The sequence below is a fragment of the Pseudomonas sp. Ga0074129 genome, from assembly GCA_001465025.1.
Classification (GTDB): Bacteria; Pseudomonadota; Gammaproteobacteria; order Pseudomonadales; family Pseudomonadaceae; genus Aquipseudomonas.
Genome location: LNDO01000068.1, coordinates 24,327 through 41,943 on the forward strand (window position 1 = coordinate 24,327; position 17,617 = coordinate 41,943).

Here is a 17,617-nt window from a genome sequence, read left to right on the forward strand (position 1 = left end):
AGCTCGATACAAAGGTGCATCTTAGGACGCATCGTCGGTGCTGGCTATGAACCAGCTGCCACTTCGCTGTCATGCGTCTAACTGCCACTGACCGAAAGGAGCGCTTATGTCCGATCATCCGTTTGCTCAGGCCGATACCGCTTGGCTCGACCTGACCCGCTCAGCGCGCACTTGGCTGGCCGGGCCGCTGGGGCAGTTGCTGCTCGAGCAGGAACGGCAAATGCTTGAAGAGGAATTGGCGCGTTTCTTTGGTGGTTTCTTAGTGCATTACGGCCCTTCCGCTGATGCATTGGCCAATGCCCAGCAAATTCAACGCAGTGTGCGAGTGGGTGCACCGTTTAAAGGTGTTGAGATTGTCTGCGAGGAGCAGTCTTGGCCGCTTACCGAACATGCTGCTGATGTGGTGGTGGTGCAGCATGGCTTGGACTTTAGCCTTTCCCCCCATGGCCTGCTGCGTGAAGCCGCACGCAGTGTTCGTCCTGGCGGGCATTTATTGATCGTTGGTATCAACCCAAATAGCAGCTGGGGCGTGCGCCATCTTTTTGCCCGTGATGCGTTGCGCCAAGCGCGCTGCATTGCTCCCAGACGTGTCTGTGACTGGCTGCATCTGCTGGGTTTTGCGCTGGAGAAACGCCGCTTCGGGTGCTATCGTCCGCCGCTTTCTTCGCCGGCCTGGCAGGCGCGCCTGACCTGGCTTGAGCAACTGGGTGCGACCTGGCAACCGCCCGGCGGCGGCTTCTATGTGCTGGTGGCACGTAAGTTGGTGGTGGGCCTGCGGCCCTTGCGTCAACCCGGCCGGCAGGCGCTTGGCAAGTTGATACCTATGCCTGTGGCCAGCGTCAGCCGGCGCGATACGTCGGATAAACCGCAACGGCCGATCAATTAAGCGAGAGACAACTGATACATGAGTGAACAGGTTGAGATCTACACCGACGGCGCGTGCAAGGGCAATCCTGGCGTTGGTGGCTGGGGTGCGTTGATGATTTTCAAAGGGGTGGAGAAAGAGTTGTGGGGCGGCGAGGCCGATACCACCAACAATCGCATGGAAATGACCGCTGCTATCCGCGCCCTGGCCGAGCTTAAGCGCTCCTGCGATGTACGCCTGGTGACCGACTCGCAGTATGTGATGCAAGGCATTCAGGATTGGATGCCTAATTGGAAGAAACGCGGCTGGAAAACCGCCGCCAAACAGCCAGTGAAAAATGCCGATCTTTGGCAGCAGTTGGACGAGCAGGTCAATCGGCACAACGTGACCTGGCAATGGGTGCGCGGCCATACCGGTCACCCCGGCAACGAACGGGCCGACCAGTTGGCCAATCGTGGTGTTGATGAAGTGAGAGGGTTAAAGCATGCGTAGTGTGGTACTCGATACTGAGACAACAGGTATGCCGGTCGCCGATGGTCATCGGATCATCGAAATCGGTTGTGTCGAGTTGATGGGCCGGCGTCTGACCGGCCGGCATTTCCACGTTTACCTGCAACCTGATCGTGAGATCGACGAAGGCGCAATCGCCGTTCACGGCATCACCAATGATGCGTTGAAGGACAAACCGCGCTTCAAGGAAGTTGCCGATGAGTTCTTTGAATTTATCAAAGGCGCGCAGCTGATCATCCACAACGCAGCGTTCGACGTTGGCTTTATCAACAACGAATTTGCTCTGCTAAAGCAGCATGATCGCGCGGATATCAGTGAGCATTGCTCGATCCTCGACACCCTGATGATGGCCCGTGAGCGCCATCCGGGGCAGCGCAACAACCTCGACGCTCTGTGTAAGCGCTACGGGGTCGATAACTCGGGTCGTGAACTGCACGGTGCGTTGCTCGACGCCGAAATTCTCGCTGACGTTTACCTGACCATGACTGGCGGGCAGACCAACCTGTCCCTGGCGGGTGATGGCTCGGAAGGTGACAGCAACGGTCGTCAACAGCCCAGCGCTATACGTCGTTTATCTGCCGAGCGCACACCCACTCGTGTGCTTCGTGCCACTGCCGAAGAGCTTGATGCGCACTTGGCGCGCCTGGCCATTATTGAAAAGTCCGCCGGTGCGCCGCCACTCTGGGTGCAGCTCGAACAGCCAAAAGCTGAGGCCTGAGTCGCGGAGGATTTATCCACCCGCGACCTTTTCTTACAGCGGTACGCTGAGGGGGTTCCGCCTGACGGAGCCAGCCTCTACCCTGAGGCGATAGGCAAGCTTCGACTTGCCGCTCTTCAGGGACGCCATAATGTATAAAGACCTCAAGTTCCCCGTTCTCATCGTGCACCGCGACATCAAGGCCGACACCGTGGCCGGTGATCGCGTGCGCGCCATTGCTCAAGAGCTGGAGCAGGACGGCTTCAGTATTTTGTCTTCGGCCAGCTCTGCCGAAGGGCGCATCGTTGCTTCCACGCACCATGGGCTGGCTTGCATTCTGGTGGCGGCAGAGGGCGCCGGAGAGAATCAAACGCTGCTGCAGGACATGGTTGAGCTGATTCGCATTGCACGCCGTCGCGCGCCGCAATTACCGATTTTTGCTCTTGGCGAACAGGTCACTATCGAAAATGCTCCTGCCGCTGCCATGGCTGACCTCAATCAATTGCGCGGCATTCTGTACCTGTTTGAAGACACCGTGCCGTTCCTCGCGCGCCAAGTGGCACGTGCGGCGCGCAATTATCTGGATGGCCTGTTGCCGCCGTTCTTCAAAGCTCTGGTGCAGCACACGGCGCAGTCCAACTACTCCTGGCATACACCTGGCCACGGCGGCGGTGTGGCTTATCGCAAAAGCCCGGTGGGCCAGGCCTTTCATCAGTTTTTCGGGGAAAACACCCTGCGCTCCGATTTATCTGTCTCGGTGCCAGAGTTGGGGTCGCTGCTCGATCACACTGGCCCGCTGGCCGAAGCCGAGGAGCGGGCGGCACGCAATTTCGGTGCTGATCACACCTACTTTGTAATTAACGGCACCTCAACGGCAAACAAGATCGTCTGGCATAGCATGGTCGGCCGCGATGATCTGGTGCTGGTAGACCGTAATTGCCACAAGTCGATTCTGCATTCGATCATCATGACGGGTGCAATTCCGCTGTACCTGTGCCCGGAGCGCAACGAGTTGGGCATCATTGGTCCGATTCCACTGAGCGAATTCAGCCGAGAGTCGATCCAGGCCAAAATCGATGCCAGCCCGTTAGCTCGAGGCAGGGTGCCGAACAGCAGCGGGGCGATGGTCAAGCTGGTGGTGGTGACCAACTCCACCTACGACGGCCTGTGTTACAACGCCGAGTTGATCAAACAAACCCTGGGCAACAGTGTTGAGGTGTTGCACTTCGATGAGGCCTGGTACGCCTATGCGGCGTTCCATGAGTTCTACGCTGGCCGCTATGGCATGGGCACTGCGCGCAGCGCCGACACGCCATTGGTATTCACCACCCATTCCACGCACAAGTTGTTGGCTGCGTTCAGCCAGGCCTCGATGATTCATGTGCAAGATGGTGGTAAGCGCCAGCTGGATCGGGACCGTTTCAACGAAGCTTTTATGATGCACATCTCCACATCGCCGCAGTACGGCATCATCGCCTCGCTGGATGTGGCGTCCGCCATGATGGAAGGCCCAGCAGGGCGTTCACTGATTCAGGAAACCTTCGACGAAGCCCTGAGCTTTCGCCGCGCGCTGGCCAACTTGCGGCAGAACCTCAGTAGCGACGACTGGTGGTTCACCATCTGGCAACCGGCTAAGGCTGAAGGTGCTGATGATGTAATGACCGAGAACTGGTTGCTGCAACCGCAAGCGGACTGGCATGGTTTCGGTGACGTGGCCGAGGACTATGTACTGCTCGATCCGATCAAGGTGACCCTGGTTATGCCTGGCCTTACGGCTGACGGCACCCTTGATCAGCGTGGCATTCCAGCCGCCGTGGTCAGCAAGTTTCTCTGGGAGCGCGGCTTGGTTGTAGAAAAAACCGGCCTGTATTCGTTCTTGGTGCTGTTCTCGATGGGCATCACCAAGGGTAAGTGGAGCACCTTGCTCACCGAGTTGCTGGAATTCAAACGCAGTTACGATGCCAACCTGCCGCTGGTTAATGTCTTGCCTTCGATTGCTCAGGCCGGCAAAGGGTTCTATCAGGACATGGGCCTGCGTGACCTGTGCGATGCCCTGCATGCCTGCTACCGCGAAAACGCCACCGCCAAGGCGTTGAAACGGATGTACACGGTATTGCCGGAGGTCGCGATCAAACCGGCGGATGCCTACAACCAGTTGGTCCGTGGTGAGGTGGAAGCGGTGCCAATTGAACAGCTCGAAGGACGCATTGCCGCAGTGATGCTGGTGCCTTATCCGCCTGGCATCCCGCTGATCATGCCGGGGGAGCGCTTTACCGCACAGACCCGCTCGATCATCGATTACCTAGAGTTTGCGCGCACCTTCGACCAAAGCTTTCCAGGCTTTGACGCGGATGTTCATGGGTTGCAGCGTGAGGGCGGGCGGTACACCGTAGATTGCATCAAGGCTTAACCATCACCGTTGGTGATAACAGCAGTGACTGCCAGCGCACAGGTTCGGCTTTGCTGTGCGCTTCCTCATTAGATCAAGCGCTTATCGTGGACAGATAAAAGTTGAGCTTAACTTTCATGACGTGGCCCTCGTCACAGTGGCCAGCATCGACATTTGCCGGTTGGTTGTTATAGTTGCTCGATTTTTACCCTAATAAGATTTCCACGCGCGCTTGCGCGCCCTGCTGAGGATGACTGCCGTGTCCGACTACAAAGCCTTTAACGTCGTGTTGGCAGATAAGGTTGCCCATGTGGTGATTAACCGCCCGGAAAAAGTCAACGCGATGAATGCGGACTTCTGGCGCGAAATCATCGAGATTTTCCGCTGGGTAGACGACACCGACGAGGTTCGTGCCGTGGTTATATCCGGTGCTGGCAAGCACTTCTCGTCAGGTATTGACCTGATGATGCTGGCCTCCATCGGCAATCAGATGGGCCCGGACGTCGGTCGCAATGCGGAAAAACTGCGCCGTAAGATTCTTGAGCTGCAAGCCTCCTTCAATGCCGTAGACAACTGCCGCAAACCTGTCTTGGCAGCCATCCAAGGCTACTGCCTGGGCGGAGCCATCGACCTGATCTCCGCCTGTGACATGCGTTATGCCACCGTCGATGCGCAGTTCTCGATTAAAGAAATCGACATCGGCATGGCGGCTGACGTGGGCACACTGCAGCGTCTGCCGCGCATTATCGGCGATGGCATGATGCGTGAGCTGGCGTTTACCGGGCGCACTATTGAGGGTGATGAGGCCCAGCGTATTGGCCTGGTCAATCGCACATTTGTTGACGCGGATGCTCTGCTCGACGGCGTTATGGCGATTGCCCGCGAGATTGCCAGCAAGTCCCCGGTGGCGATTCGTGGCACCAAGGAAATGATTCGCTACATGCGCGATCACCGCGTGGATGATGGCCTTGAATACATCGCCACCTGGAACGCCGCCATGCTGCAATCGGCCGACCTACGTGTCGCCATGACGGCGCACATGACTAAGCAAAAGCCGGAGTTTGCCGACTGATGCCTTTGGTTCAGCTGTTTCCATCACTGACGCGGGAGGCGTAATAGCTCATGGTATCTGGAGCCACGTCGCTCAATTTGGTGCGTGATGAATTGTTCGCCACCATCGAAGAGGCTGAATCGAGTCTCGAGCAATTCATCGCCGACCGTAACAATGGCAGTCTGCTGCAGCAAGCTGTGGAAAGTCTGCATCAGGTGCGTGGAACGCTGAATCTGATTGAGCTGGCTGGGGCCGAACTGCTGGCTCAGGAAGTCTTGGACCAAGCTACTGATATTCCAGCAGGCGCCGGTGAAGAGCGCGACGTGCAGCTTTCGGCGCTGAGCAATGCCTTGCATGTGCTGCGTCGGTATCTGGAAAACGTCGAGGCCCATCGGCAGGAAATGCCAGAGCTTTTGTTGCCGGCCATCAATGATCTGCGTCAGGCGGGCAGCCAGCCGGCATTGCCAGAAAGTTTTTTCTTCAGCGTTCGCCTTGATCATGCCCGCCCACGTACCGCGCCGGCTGACGTTGATGGTGCCGCGCGGGAAACCCAGGGCAGGCGTCTGCGCCATATGTACCAAGTGGGTTTGCTGGGTTTTATCCGTGAGCAAAATCCACAGGCCAGTCTCAAATTGATGGGGCGCGCGCTGGGACGTCTCGACAGCCTGTTTGCCAATGAGCCGCGGGGGCGACTTTGCTGGGTAGGTGCAGCCGCCATCGAGTCGCAGGTGGTGGGGCAGTTGCTTGCGCGAAAATCACGTAAGCAGCTGTTCTCGCGTTTTGATCGTGAACTCAAGCAAATGCTGGCCAACGGTCAATACGAAGCTCCGCGCAATTTGCTCAAAGAGTTGCTCTATTTGGTCGCTTTGGCTGATTCCCAAGGCCCACAGGCCAGTGCCCTTCGTGAGGTTTTCGGCTTAATGCCGATGCCGTTTACCGATCACCTGTTGGAAGAGGAATACCAGCGTCTGGCAGGACCTGGGCAGTCGGTGATGCGCTCCTTGAGTTCGGCTATTCGTGAAGAGCTAAACAGCGTCAAGGACATGCTGGACCTGATTGAGCGCGGCACCTTGCAGAGTGATAGCCTCAACGGCTTGCACGCCCAACTGGGTAAGTTGAGCAAAACGCTCGGCATGGTTGGCCTGAGTTCGGCCGGTAACTCGCTCAACGCACAACTGCAAACCGTTGCCAGCTGGTGTGAGGGCGCAGAGCCGCAGCCTAATGAATTGCACAAACTGGCTGATGCTGTGCTGTACGTTGAAGGCATGGTGGCCAGCCTGGAACGTGGTGAGCGCAGCGATGCTCGCCTGGCCCAAGTGCAACCGGGTGATGAGGCCGATTCATTCGCGCAGCACCAACTGAAGGAAGCGCGCATCGTTGTGGTTGATGAGGCGCAAGCAGGGTTAGCCTTGGCCAAACGTGCGATTACGGCTTATCTGGAGTCGGGGGGGGATCGCATGCACCTCTCGAACGTGCCGTTCAGCCTGCAAGCCGTGAGGGGCGGGTTGTGGTTCCTCAATCAAAGTCGCGCCGCGTTGCTGGTTGGGGCTTGCGCCGACTACATCCAGAAACACATGCTCGATGCTCCGCAGATGCCATCCGAACAAATGCTGGAAACCCTGGCCGATGCCCTGAGCAGCCTTGAGTATTACCTCGAAGCCGGGGCGGTGATGCGTCCGGAAACCAAACCCAGTGTGCTTGATCTGGCCGCCGACAGTGTTCGCGCGCTGGGCATGCCGTTGGAGGAGTAAGCATGTCTGTTTGGCAACCGTCCGTGCTTGATGCTGCCCAGCCGGGCGGGTGGGCAGTGGTTCACTTCAAGCAACACTTCCTGTCTGACAGCAACGGTGTGCTATTCCCCCGCGAGTGGTTAAAAAAGCAAGACTTGCCCATTTTGGCTGAACACGGGCTTGGTCATTTTGCCGGTGATATGGTTTACCTGCTGGAGTTGGGGCAAACCTTCGATATGCCGGGCTGTAACTGGCAGAGCCTGCGTCAGTTTTTACTCCACGGCGATGCGGACACCTTCAGGCTCCTCAGCTATGCCACGCAGATTGGCACTTGGGCCAGTCACCATCGTTTTTGCGGCAGTTGTGGTAGCGCCATGCAACCAGTTCACGGCGAGCGCGCCATGCATTGTGCGCAATGCGAACTCAGGCTGTACCCGCGGTTATCACCTAGCATGATTGTGTTGGTAACCCGTGGTGATGAAGTGCTGTTGGCACGCTCGCCGCGCTTTGTGCCCGGCGTTTACAGCACCCTGGCCGGCTTTGTCGAAGCCGGTGAATCTGTTGAGCATTGTGTGGTGCGTGAAGTGCGCGAAGAGGTTGGGGTTGAGGTGCACAACCTTCAGTACATGGGCAGCCAAGGCTGGCCGTTTCCCCATTCGTTGATGCTTGGCTTTCATGCCGAATATGCATCAGGCGATATCGTCATGCAGGTTGACGAAATAGAGGACGCGGGTTGGTTCAACGTGCATGATCTGCCGCCACTGCCCGCGACTCGTTCGATTGCCCGCCACCTGATTGATGTCTACGTAGCGCGTCGGCTAGGCCAGCCCGAACCAGTGTTGCCAAGCTAGGCGTGCCGTCAGCGCCAGTACCACGAGAATAAATACCGGTCGTATAAACCGCGAGCCGCCCTTAATGGCGGTTCGCGCGCCGAGGTATGCGCCCACCATCAAGCCCAGCCCCATGCAAATTCCCAGTAGCCACACCACATGGCCGCTGAAGATAAAAATGCTCAAGGCGCAGGCATTACTCACAAAGTTCATGCTACGGGCCACGCCACTGGCACGCAGCAAGTCGAGCGGATAAAGCATCAGGCTGCTGACAGTCCAAAAGGCACCTGTTCCGGGGCCTGCCACACCATCGTAAAACCCCAGCGCCAAGCCTTGCGGCCACTGACGGGCTTTGGCGATGGGCGCATCTGTGCAGCTTTTCACGTCTGGTGTTTTGCCAAACAGCAGATACAGGCCGCAGGCGAATACCACCACGGGCAGTAACTGGTTCAGCCAAGCCGATGGCAACCAGTGGGCTAAAACAGCCCCTAACCATGCGCCGATTGCAGTAGCGACCAGGGCATGGCGCCATTGACCCGGGCTAAACAGTTTGCGGCGGTAGAAGGTGTAACTGGCCGTCGCCGAGCCGAAGGTGGCGCACAGCTTATTGGTGCCTAGCGCCAGGTGCGGCGGGATGCCTGCGGTCAATAGCGCTGGAATGGTCAGCAATCCACCGCCGCCAGCAATGGCATCGATAAATCCGGCAGTGAATGCAACCACAACCAAGATGGCCAGGGTCGACAGCTCAATGCCCAGTTCAAATGGGAATAGCATGTAAAACACGCTCTGCGTCTAATTGTGCGTGACGCCGGCTGTTCGCCAGCCAGACAGCTGCGCATAATGCCGAGAATTAAACAGATAAGGAATGCATCGCAATGCAATATGGCGGACTGGCATGGGCTACAGCATTGTTGGCCTTACTTGCGGCGTTTATTGCCCTGCGTATTTTATTCAACCGCAGCTGGTTCTTGGGCTGGCTCAGAGGCACCTGCGGCTTGGCATTCGTGGCACTTGCGGGGCTGATTGGTTTATTGGCCAATGACATGCGCAGTTATGCCCCCATTGCTCCGGATAAGCCGCTGGCGACCCTGAGCTTCAAAGCCGAGGGGCCTGTGTATCGGGTCAGTGTGCTGGAGGGCGCTAAAGAGCGCACCTTCACACTGGAGGGCGATCTTTGGCAGCTTGATGCGCGCTTTTTGCAATGGAAAGGTCTGGCGGCGCTGATCGGGTTGCAGCCGGGTTATCGGCTGGAAAAGTTATCAGGCCGATTCCTTTCTATCGAGCAACAAACGCTGGCTCAGCACACGCGCGTTCAGCTCGCCGAAAGCCCCTACGGAGTCGATCTCTGGCGTTGGCTACGCGTGGGGCAGCGTGATCTGTTTATATTTGACGCCCAAGCCAGGCGGGTTAATTTCCTGCCCCTTGCTGATGAGGCGGTTTATCGCATCAATCAGACCCCGGCAGGCCTTTTGGCTGAGCCGATGAACCCTGCGGCCAAGCAGGCGCTCAAAGAATGGCAGTAAGCTCTGGCGTTTGCTGCTGATGGCCGCCACGCCTCCAACTGGTCGAGGTTGAGAGCAGCCTGGTTCACCTGCATGCGCAATGCTTTCAAGTATTTAAATTCGGCGCAGACCTGCGTCTTGGCGCAGCGATACGTCGGCTGGTGTAGCGCAGCGAAAGCCAGAACCTAGCCTGCCTTGCCGGATTTCATTGTGTCGGTCTAAACCGATCCGCCAGCAATACCACCCACCTATTCAACTGCTCTGAATCTGCCTAAAAGCTCAGTTTGCGTGAGTGCATGCTCTGAAAAAAGGGTATTGATGCACTGCGTTCAGTGCTTGGGGAAGGGGGCTCGCGTTTCAATACGCCATGGCTAAGAAGCCATAAAAAAACCCCAGCATCTCTGCTGGGGTTTTCTCAACACACTCAACCTTGATCGTGGCCTCGGTTGAGTGAACCTGTTCTTAGCTGAACTGGTTCATGGTGTTGTCTTTACCGCCTGCTTTCAGAGCTGCTTCACCAGCGAAGTACTCTTTATGAGCGTCGCCGATGTCGGAGCCGGACATGTTCTGGTGCTTAACGCAGGCGATACCTTGACGGATCTCCTGACGCTGAACGCCTTTCACGTAAGCCAGCATGCCTTGGTCTGCGAAGTAACCTTTGGCCAGGTTGTCGGTGGACAGCGCGGCGGTGTGGTAAGTCGGCAGAGTGATCAGGTGGTGGAAGATACCGGCGCGAGCCGAACCATCACGCTGGAAGGTGCGGATGCGCTCGTCAGCAACCTGAGCCAGCTCGGTTTCGTCGTACTCAACGCTCATCAGCTTGGCGCGGTCGTAGGCGGAAACGTCTTTGCCTTCAGCTACGAATGCGTCGTAGGCCTGTTGACGGAAGTTCAGGGTCCAGTTGAACGATGGGCTGTTGTTGTAAACCAGCTTGGCGTTCGGGATTACCTTGCGGATCTCGTCAACCATTTCGGCGATCTGACCAACGTGTGGCTTCTCGGTTTCGATCCACAGCATGTCAGCGCCGTTCTGCAGCGAAGTGATGCTGTCCAGTACGCAGCGCGCTTCACCGGTGCCAGCACGGAACTGGAACAGGTTGGACGGCAGACGCTTAGGACGCAGCAGCTTGCCTTCGCGGTTCAGAACCACGTCGCCATTCTTCAGGTCCGCAGGGGAAACTTCTTCGCAATCCAGGAAGGAGTTGTACTGGTCGCCCAGGTCGCCCGGCTGGTTGGTAACAGCGATTTGCTTGGTCAGGCCAGCACCCAGGGAGTCGGTACGCGCAACGATTACACCGTTGTCGATGCCCAGTTCCAGGAAGGCGTAACGCACAGCGTTGATCTTGGCCAGGAAGTCGGCGTGAGGAACGGTCACTTTACCGTCCTGGTGGCCGCACTGCTTCTCGTCAGAGACCTGGTTTTCGATCTGGATGCAGCAAGCACCCGCTTCGATCATCTTCTTAGCCAGCAGGTAGGTGGCTTCTGGGTTACCGAAACCAGCGTCGATGTCGGCAATGATCGGTACGACGTGGGTTTCATAACCGTCGATCTGAGCCTGGATTTCGTCTGCTTTGACTTTGTCGCCAGCAGCGCGAGCAGCGTCCAGAGCGGTGAACAGCAGATCCAGCTCACGGGCGTCAGCCTGGCGCAGGAAGGTGTACAGCTCTTCGATCAGGCCGGAAACCGAAGTTTTCTCGTGCATGGACTGATCCGGCAGCGGACCGAAATCCGAACGCGCTTGTTAGTGGTTTTCAGGTGCTTTTTGATCGAAATCAGCTTCTGCTGACCGATGAAACCATGCCAGCAACCCAGCGACTGGGTGTAGACGGAGGAGTCAGCATCGTACTCAGCCATGTCTTTGCGCATGATGTCGGCTGTGTACTGAGCGATTTCCAGACCGGTTTTGAAGCGGTTCTGAGCGCGCATACGGGCCACGGACTCAGGGTCAATAGCGCTCCAGCTGCTGCCAGCAGCGGCTTTCAGGGCGGCAACGGCTTTGATGTCGTTTTGATAAGCTGACATGGTCAATCCTTCAAAGTATGTGTTTGGTTAAGCACCGGCTTTCCCACTTAACACCTGTGTTGCCGGAGGCTGTTGTAGCTCACTGCAGACGCCGAGAAATCGACTTTAGACGGAATTGATCCGAGAGGAGGGCGACGAACTGAACAACACGCTGGCAGAGTAGGTTGTGAGTCACGTCGATAAAACCGGCTCGTGGATGCCGCTCGATGTGTCAACCTGCTAGGCGCTTTGCGCACTGTTGCTAAACGCTTCCCCGTCCCTCAGGACAACTTCGTTCCAGTCGCAATCTCATCGGACGGCCTTGTGGGCTTTACAACGCAAATCGGCTCTGACGGTAAGTTTGAGCGCGACTCGGAGGGCTTTTCAGCGCCTCTGATTAGCGGGAGCGGTGCAATGATGCCTCTGCCTAATGGGTTCGTCAATTATTTTGCAGTGGCTTTCGAGTGACTACTACATAAATTAAAATGCGACCGTCCAGTCATGTTGTGCGGGGCTTAGCCGCTCTGCAGTGGGTGTTACGAAGCGGTTCGGGGAAGCAGTGCTTGCCGTCTCGATACAACGTCGCGGCGCTAGGCGACAGGCGGACTCAAATTGCACGGTTGAGCACTAACCCACAGGGCCGGAAACCTACTGCAGCACATCAACCTTGACGCGCATGTTCATGTCTTCGCGTCCTTGAGTTGCGCGGTGCTGAACAAAGCCGCTCTGTTCGCTCTGACTTTGCTCACTGACACCGCCGATAGCGATCCATTCACCAATACGGCCGCTTACGCGTGTATCGGTGTTTTGTATATCGATCGTCCCTGGTTGTGTCTGGCTTAAGCGATCCCGATTGCTGCTGATAGTGATATGCACCCGATCACCCGTTAGGCTGGCGGTGACATAAAAGCCGCGTGTGACATTGCGATACTGGGTGTTGCTATAGGGTTGGCCATACATGTCGCGCCCTTGCGTGGTTATTGGCACGCTCTGGCCGACCTGAATTAACGCGGGGTAGCCCTCGCTCGCTTGCACCTGCTGAGTGCCACCGCCACGGCTGTCGGTCGTGCGACGAATAATGCGCACCTGATCGCGGCCGTTGACCTCACCCTGGCCGATCTGGACTTCGCCATTGCCGCTGCTGATGCTGCCGTTAGCGCTGTAGCCGCGATCACTCTGGAAGCCAGATTCCTGGGTATCAACACTGATCAACAGGCGACGTGGCGCGGTGTCGATTTGCTGCAGCAGGGTGCGCACTTCCTCAATCTTTGCCGGGTCGGCGTTGACGATCAGCTGATTGCCGTAGGCATTCACGCGGCCCTCATGGCCCAACACCGATTGCACCACGCTGAGCACTTCATCCGCTGTGCGGAAATTGAGCGGTATGACTTCGGTTGCAGCACTCAGCGACAGGCTGCACGTGATCAGTACGGCGGTAAACAGGGCGCGAGCCTTCATAACAAAAAACTCCGTAAATCGGCATCGGTGATGCTGGTATCCCAAGCCTGCTCAAATTGGGCACGGCGTTGGCGATTGCGAATAGGGTCGTGGTACAGCGCATATCCGCTTGGCTGGCCTAACTCAGGTAGTAGCAAAAGTCCGCTGTCGTCGGCGAGTAGAAAGGCCAGCGCTTCATTAGGGTAGTCCGGGTGGAGCTTGCGGATCAGCAAGTTAGACGACAGGCGGCGTGACAGGCTGAGCAAACGGCTGCCTTCCTTGACGGCGCGCCCCGGCTCACGCAGCAAAATACGCAGCTGATTACGCGGGCTCGCCAGCAGAAAGCGCGTGCAAGCTTGTTGCACGCTGCTGTGATGATAGAGCCAGGGCTCTAGGTCATGGCTGTAGATGCACAGGCTACGTTGAGCTTGTTGCAGCAGGGCGAGGGTGTGCGCGCGAGCCTGATCCGGCTGGTTGAAACGCTCCAATGAGGTGTGAGCACCGAGCGTAAAGGGGGCGGGCTCATGCAAGACCGAATCGGCTGCTGCGTTGGCTGGGTTGTGCACAGTAAAACGCCCCGGTGATTCAAACTCGATGGCAGGCAACTCATGGCCTTCGGTTTGCTCAGTCGGGGCGTTTTCGTCGCGCATAGAGGCCTCTAGTGGCTGTGCCGCACCATGTCTACATGCGGAATGCCCGCGTCAAGGTACTCGTCACTGACGATGGCAAAACCAAGTTTTTCATAGAATGCCGTCGCATGAACTTGTGCACTTAGCATTTGCTGAGTCAGGCCGCGTTTTTCGGCTTCGGCAAGCACTGTTTGGATCAGCGTTACACCTACGTTCATACCGCGCCAGTCTTTGAGTACCGAGACCCGACCAATATGCCCGTCGGGCAGCAGGCGCGCGGTGCCAATCGGGTAGTCACCCTCAAGGGCGAGAAAGTGCACGGCATCGGCGTCCTCGGCATCCCATTCGAGTTCCGCCGGTACGGATTGTTCAGCGATAAATACGATTTCACGAATACGCCGAAGAGCGGCGTTATCTTTCTGCCAATCAGCCAAACGAACCTGTATATCACTCATCCGCAAACCCCAGACTGCCTTGCTTAACCAGTTCGACAAATAGGTTACGCGCTTCGTCGTTGGCCAGCCATGGGCCAAGGTTTTCGATGTGTAATGCGTCTGCCGCGCACACCAGTTTCAGCAGTTCACGCAGGTTATCCGAGAGCAGGCGGCTCTGACCGCTGGCAAACAGTACCAAGTCATCGCCGACTTCCGACCACGCCATACGCGCGCTGGGATTGCGAACCAGTATCGCGCCATTGTCCAGGCTGGCGAGGAAAGCCTCGGCGTCGATTTCGATACCCGCAATCAGTTCCGGGTACTTGGGTTCGGTCATAAACTGGCCGAACCAGGTCATTAGCAGACGCTCATCGCTCATGTGTTCGGTGAGCAGGGCTTTGAGGCGATCCAACGCGTCGCGCTGGATCTGCGTCGGGTCGCTGGTCGGCACGGCGTCTGCGTCGCTGTAGCGCTCTTCGTCAGGCAGGAATTGGCCGAGAAAATCGGTGAAATGGGTCAGGACTTCAGCAGCGCTAGGTGCGCGGAAGCCTACGGAATACGTCATACAGTCATCCTCAGCGGTACCACAGTGGGCCAGGCGCGGCGGCAGATAAAGCATGTCGCCGGGCTCCAGAACCCATTCTTCAGTTTTAACAAATTCGGCAAGGATCTTCAGATCCGCGTGTTGCAGCATCGGGCTATCGGAATCGCACATCTGGCCAACCTGCCAGCGGCGTTTGCCGTAGCCCTGCAGGAGAAACACATCGTAGTTGTCGTAATGTGGGCCTACGCCGCCACCGGGTACGGCGAAGCTGACCATTACGTCGTCGATGCGCCACTTGGGCAGGAATTTAAACGCTTCCAGCAGTTCAGCCACTTCCGGGACGAACTGATCAACGGCCTGCACCAGCAAGGTCCAGTCGCGCTCTGGCAGCTCGGCAAACGCGTCCTCGGCAAACGGGCCGCGGCGCAGTTCCCAGGGGTGTGCGCCGTGCTCAATTACCAGGCGCGATTCGATTTCTTCTTCGAGTGCCAGACCCGCCAACTCATCTGGAGAGATTGGGCTCTCGAAATCAGGAATGGCTTGGCGTATCAGCAGGGGTTTCTTCTGCCAGTAATCGCGCATGAACTCACGGGCAGTAAGGCCACCCAACAGTTGCAGCGGAGTATCAGGATTCATCGCTAAGCCCTTGAAGTAAATAAATACCCATAAATGAAAACGCCCGGCGCAGCCGGGCGTCTGGGAGGCTGTTGCCGCTTAAATGCGCTTGGCCTGGGCGACTGCGTTGCCGATGTAGCTGGCAGGGGTCAGGCGCTTGAGTTCAGCCTTGGCGGCGGCTGGCATATCCAGGCCGTCGATAAAAGTTTGCAGCGCTTCGGGGCTGATGCCCTTGCCGCGGGTCAGTTCTTTGAGCTTTTCGTAAGGATTTTCGATCGCATAACGGCGCATAACGGTCTGGATTGGCTCGGCGAGCACTTCCCAGCACGCGTCCAAGTCATCAGCAATGCGTTGAACATTGAGCTCTAACTTGCTGATTCCCTTGAGGCTGGCTTCGTAGGCGATGACGCTGTGGGCGAAACCGACACCGAGGTTGCGCAGCACCGTGGAGTCAGTCAGGTCGCGCTGCCAGCGCGAGATCGGCAGCTTGCTGGCCAGGTGCTGGAAGATCGCGTTGGCGATGCCCAGGTTGCCTTCGGAGTTCTCGAAGTCGATCGGGTTGACCTTGTGCGGCATGGTCGAGGAGCCGATTTCGCCAGCCACGGTCTTCTGCTTGAAGTAGCCGAGGGAGATGTAGCCCCAGACGTCGCGGTCGAAGTCGATCAGGATGGTGTTGAAGCGGGCGATGGCGTCGAACAGCTCGGCGATGTAGTCGTGCGGCTCGATCTGCGTGGTGTAGGGGTTCCATTGCAGGCCCAGGTCGCCTTCGATGAACTGCTGGGCGTTGGCTTCCCAGTCGATCTGCGGGTAGGCGGACAGGTGGGCGTTGTAGTTGCCCACGGCGCCGTTGATCTTGCCCAGCAGCGGCACGGCGGCCACCTGGGCGATCTGGCGCTCCAGGCGGTAGACGACGTTGGCCAGTTCCTTGCCCAGGGTGGTCGGCGAGGCCGGCTGACCGTGGGTGCGCGACAGCATCGGCACGCCGGCGAACTTGACGGCCAGCTCGCGGATGGCGCCGGCGATCTGCTTCATCAGCGGCAGCAGCACGGTGTCGCGGCCTTCGCGCAGCATCAGGGCGTGGGACAGGTTGTTGATGTCCTCACTGGTGCAGGCGAAGTGGATGAACTCACTCACTTTGTCCAGCTCAGGCAGCTTGGCCGCTTGTTCTTTGAGCAGGTACTCGACGGCTTTAACGTCGTGGTTGGTGGTGCGCTCGATCTCTTTGACGCGCTCGGCGTGCTCGACGGCGAAGTTGTCCGCCAGCTCATTGAGTATGGCGTTGGCTTCGGCGGAGAAAGGTGCCACTTCGGCCACGCCTTCGTGGGCGGCCAGGCGTTGCAGCCAGCGCACTTCAACCATAACGCGGAAACGGATCAGGCCGTATTCGCTGAAAATAGGGCGCAGAGCGCTGGTTTTGCCGGCGTAGCGGCCATCGACGGGGGAAACCGCGGTGAGCGAGGAAAGCTGCATGGGAGGCGTTCTCGGACAATCGGGCGTTGAAAAGGGCGCGTATCATACATAAAAGGGCGGCCGGCCGCGATTGCTTCAGCGGCGCTTGCTGAGACTAATCGACAGCAGGCTGCTGCTGAAAATCAGCGCAGCACCAAGCAGCGAGGTCAAATCAGGCACTTCGCCCCAGCGTAGCCAGGCGATCAACCCGGCGAAGACAATGGCCAGGTAAGCAAAGGGGCCAATCTGGCCAGGCGGCGCGAGGCTGTATGCCTTGGACATGATGATCTGGCTGGCGGTTGCCAACAGACCGATCACCAGCAGCAAGCCCAGCTGCGCTTGTGTCAGGGGTTGCCAAGCCCACGTCAGCGGAATAGCCGAGATCAGGGCGCTGAACAGAGAAAAATAGAACACGATACGAAAAGCAGGTTCTGTGTCGCTCATCTCGCGAATCGACACAAAAGCGAGGGCCGCCAAGATGCTGGCTGCCAGCCCGATCAATGCATGGCTGTCGAGTAATGCGGCTGAAGGTTTGGCCACCAACAGCACGCCAATAAGGCCGATACCGGTTGTCAGCAGCATGCGTTTACTCAGCGGTTCCTTAAGCCACCACCAGGCAATCAGTGGAGTAAACACCGGGGCTGAGTAGGTGAAGAGCATGGCATCAGCCAGGGGCAGGTGGGCGATGGCATAGAAGAAGCAATACATCGCCGCCAGGCCGAACAGGGTGCGGCCGAGGTGAGATTTGAGCCGAGCGGTTTTAAGCGGCCTAACGCCCTTGAGCAACACCAGCGGCAGAAAAAACAGCACCCCTACAAGATTGCGCCAGAACACCACAGACTCATTGTTGACGCCGGTGGAAACCTCACGAATGCCCAGCCCCATCAGCGAAAAGAGCAGGGCGGAGAGGGCAAGCAGAGCAGCGCCTTGAAGGG

The 17,617-nt window shown here is 57.7% G+C and carries 15 protein-coding genes and 1 pseudogene; 8 read left to right on the forward strand and 8 right to left on the reverse strand.

Going from position 1 to position 17,617, the window contains the following annotated elements; translation table 11 throughout:
* Nucleotides 1-106 precede the first annotated feature (106 nt).
* From AUK77_RS07650 to nudC, 7 genes are all read left to right on the forward strand, one after another.
* A complete protein-coding gene (locus tag AUK77_RS07650) occupies nucleotides 107-886 on the forward strand; it encodes a methyltransferase domain-containing protein (RefSeq protein WP_296127831.1) in 780 nt (259 codons plus the stop codon).
* A gap of 18 nt (nucleotides 887-904) precedes the next feature.
* Nucleotides 905-1,357 (forward strand): ribonuclease HI, encoded by a 453-nt coding sequence (gene rnhA / locus AUK77_RS07655; RefSeq protein ID WP_296127834.1) that lies wholly within the window; start codon nucleotides 905-907, stop codon nucleotides 1,355-1,357.
* Nucleotides 1,350-2,093 (forward strand): DNA polymerase III subunit epsilon, encoded by a 744-nt coding sequence (gene dnaQ / locus AUK77_RS07660; RefSeq protein WP_296127836.1) that lies wholly within the window; start codon nucleotides 1,350-1,352, stop codon nucleotides 2,091-2,093. Before rnhA ends, dnaQ begins: the two co-directional genes overlap by 8 nt.
* Before the next feature lie 130 nt (nucleotides 2,094-2,223).
* Nucleotides 2,224-4,482 carry an Orn/Lys/Arg decarboxylase N-terminal domain-containing protein gene (locus AUK77_RS07665; protein WP_296127838.1) on the forward strand — a complete coding sequence of 753 codons (2,259 nt, stop codon included), beginning with the start codon at nucleotides 2,224-2,226 and terminating at the stop codon, nucleotides 4,480-4,482.
* A 238-nt stretch (nucleotides 4,483-4,720) separates the two neighbouring features.
* On the forward strand, nucleotides 4,721-5,533 hold the full coding sequence (locus AUK77_RS07670; RefSeq protein ID WP_296127840.1) for a crotonase/enoyl-CoA hydratase family protein: 813 nt from the start codon (nucleotides 4,721-4,723) through the stop codon (nucleotides 5,531-5,533).
* A 50-nt stretch (nucleotides 5,534-5,583) separates the two neighbouring features.
* A complete protein-coding gene (locus AUK77_RS07675; RefSeq protein WP_296127842.1) occupies nucleotides 5,584-7,263 on the forward strand; it encodes a ferrous iron transporter B in 1,680 nt (559 codons plus the stop codon).
* A 2-nt stretch (nucleotides 7,264-7,265) separates the two neighbouring features.
* Complete coding sequence (nudC, locus tag AUK77_RS07680) at nucleotides 7,266-8,093, forward strand: NAD(+) diphosphatase (protein ID WP_296127845.1); 828 nt, start codon at nucleotides 7,266-7,268, stop codon at nucleotides 8,091-8,093.
* On the opposite strand, the gene AUK77_RS07685 is transcribed toward nudC, so the two are convergent.
* Entirely contained in the window at nucleotides 8,061-8,846 is a 786-nt protein-coding gene (locus AUK77_RS07685; RefSeq protein WP_296127848.1) for a TSUP family transporter, read from the reverse strand. The two genes, nudC and AUK77_RS07685, sit on opposite strands and share 33 nt — an antisense overlap.
* 101 nt (nucleotides 8,847-8,947) lie before the next feature.
* Between AUK77_RS07685 and AUK77_RS07690 the strand changes: the two genes are divergently transcribed.
* Entirely contained in the window at nucleotides 8,948-9,595 is a 648-nt protein-coding gene (locus AUK77_RS07690; protein ID WP_296127851.1) for a hypothetical protein, read from the forward strand.
* Between the two features lie 441 nt (nucleotides 9,596-10,036).
* On the opposite strand, the pseudogene AUK77_RS07695 reads toward AUK77_RS07690, so the two are convergent.
* From AUK77_RS07695 to AUK77_RS07725, 7 genes and pseudogenes are all read right to left on the reverse strand, one after another.
* Nucleotides 10,037-11,595: pseudogene (locus AUK77_RS07695) on the reverse strand (isocitrate lyase).
* 627 nt (nucleotides 11,596-12,222) lie between these two features.
* A complete protein-coding gene (locus AUK77_RS07700) occupies nucleotides 12,223-13,032 on the reverse strand; it encodes a secretin N-terminal domain-containing protein (RefSeq protein ID WP_296127854.1) in 810 nt (269 codons plus the stop codon).
* A complete protein-coding gene (locus tag AUK77_RS07705) occupies nucleotides 13,029-13,661 on the reverse strand; it encodes a histone acetyltransferase HPA2 (RefSeq protein WP_296127856.1) in 633 nt (210 codons plus the stop codon). The genes AUK77_RS07700 and AUK77_RS07705 overlap by 4 nt, the downstream gene beginning before the upstream one ends.
* Nucleotides 13,662-13,669: 8 nt before the next feature.
* The gene (locus tag AUK77_RS07710) at nucleotides 13,670-14,095 is read right to left on the reverse strand and encodes a GNAT family N-acetyltransferase (protein ID WP_296127858.1); all 426 of its coding nucleotides are present in this window, start codon (nucleotides 14,093-14,095) and stop codon (nucleotides 13,670-13,672) included.
* Entirely contained in the window at nucleotides 14,088-15,254 is a 1,167-nt protein-coding gene (locus tag AUK77_RS07715) for a cupin domain-containing protein (protein WP_296127859.1), read from the reverse strand. The genes AUK77_RS07710 and AUK77_RS07715 overlap by 8 nt, the downstream gene beginning before the upstream one ends.
* 78 nt (nucleotides 15,255-15,332) lie before the next feature.
* Nucleotides 15,333-16,703 carry an adenylosuccinate lyase gene (gene purB, locus AUK77_RS07720; RefSeq protein WP_296127862.1) on the reverse strand — a complete coding sequence of 457 codons (1,371 nt, stop codon included), beginning with the start codon at nucleotides 16,701-16,703 and terminating at the stop codon, nucleotides 15,333-15,335.
* Between the two features lie 75 nt (nucleotides 16,704-16,778).
* Entirely contained in the window at nucleotides 16,779-17,600 is an 822-nt protein-coding gene (locus tag AUK77_RS07725) for a DMT family transporter (RefSeq protein WP_296127947.1), read from the reverse strand.
* Between the last annotated feature and the right edge of the window lie 17 nt (nucleotides 17,601-17,617).

Excerpts from the sequence above, each read along its gene's own strand:
- purB (WP_296127862.1), bottom strand. The coding sequence starts at position 16,703 with ATGCAGCTTTCCTCGCTCACCGCGGTTTCCCCCGTCGATGGCCGCTAC.
- AUK77_RS07685 (WP_296127848.1), bottom strand. The coding sequence starts at position 8,846 with ATGCTATTCCCATTTGAACTGGGCATTGAGCTGTCGACCCTGGCCATC.
- rnhA (WP_296127834.1), top strand. The coding sequence starts at position 905 with ATGAGTGAACAGGTTGAGATCTACACCGACGGCGCGTGCAAGGGCAAT.
- nudC (WP_296127845.1), top strand. The coding sequence starts at position 7,266 with ATGTCTGTTTGGCAACCGTCCGTGCTTGATGCTGCCCAGCCGGGCGGG.
- AUK77_RS07705 (WP_296127856.1), bottom strand. The coding sequence starts at position 13,661 with ATGCGCGACGAAAACGCCCCGACTGAGCAAACCGAAGGCCATGAGTTG.
- AUK77_RS07700 (WP_296127854.1), bottom strand. The coding sequence starts at position 13,032 with ATGAAGGCTCGCGCCCTGTTTACCGCCGTACTGATCACGTGCAGCCTG.
- AUK77_RS07710 (WP_296127858.1), bottom strand. The coding sequence starts at position 14,095 with ATGAGTGATATACAGGTTCGTTTGGCTGATTGGCAGAAAGATAACGCC.
- AUK77_RS07650 (WP_296127831.1), top strand. The coding sequence starts at position 107 with ATGTCCGATCATCCGTTTGCTCAGGCCGATACCGCTTGGCTCGACCTG.
- AUK77_RS07675 (WP_296127842.1), top strand. The coding sequence starts at position 5,584 with ATGGTATCTGGAGCCACGTCGCTCAATTTGGTGCGTGATGAATTGTTC.
- AUK77_RS07665 (WP_296127838.1), top strand. The coding sequence starts at position 2,224 with ATGTATAAAGACCTCAAGTTCCCCGTTCTCATCGTGCACCGCGACATC.
- dnaQ (WP_296127836.1), top strand. The coding sequence starts at position 1,350 with ATGCGTAGTGTGGTACTCGATACTGAGACAACAGGTATGCCGGTCGCC.
- AUK77_RS07715 (WP_296127859.1), bottom strand. The coding sequence starts at position 15,254 with ATGAATCCTGATACTCCGCTGCAACTGTTGGGTGGCCTTACTGCCCGT.
- AUK77_RS07690 (WP_296127851.1), top strand. The coding sequence starts at position 8,948 with ATGCAATATGGCGGACTGGCATGGGCTACAGCATTGTTGGCCTTACTT.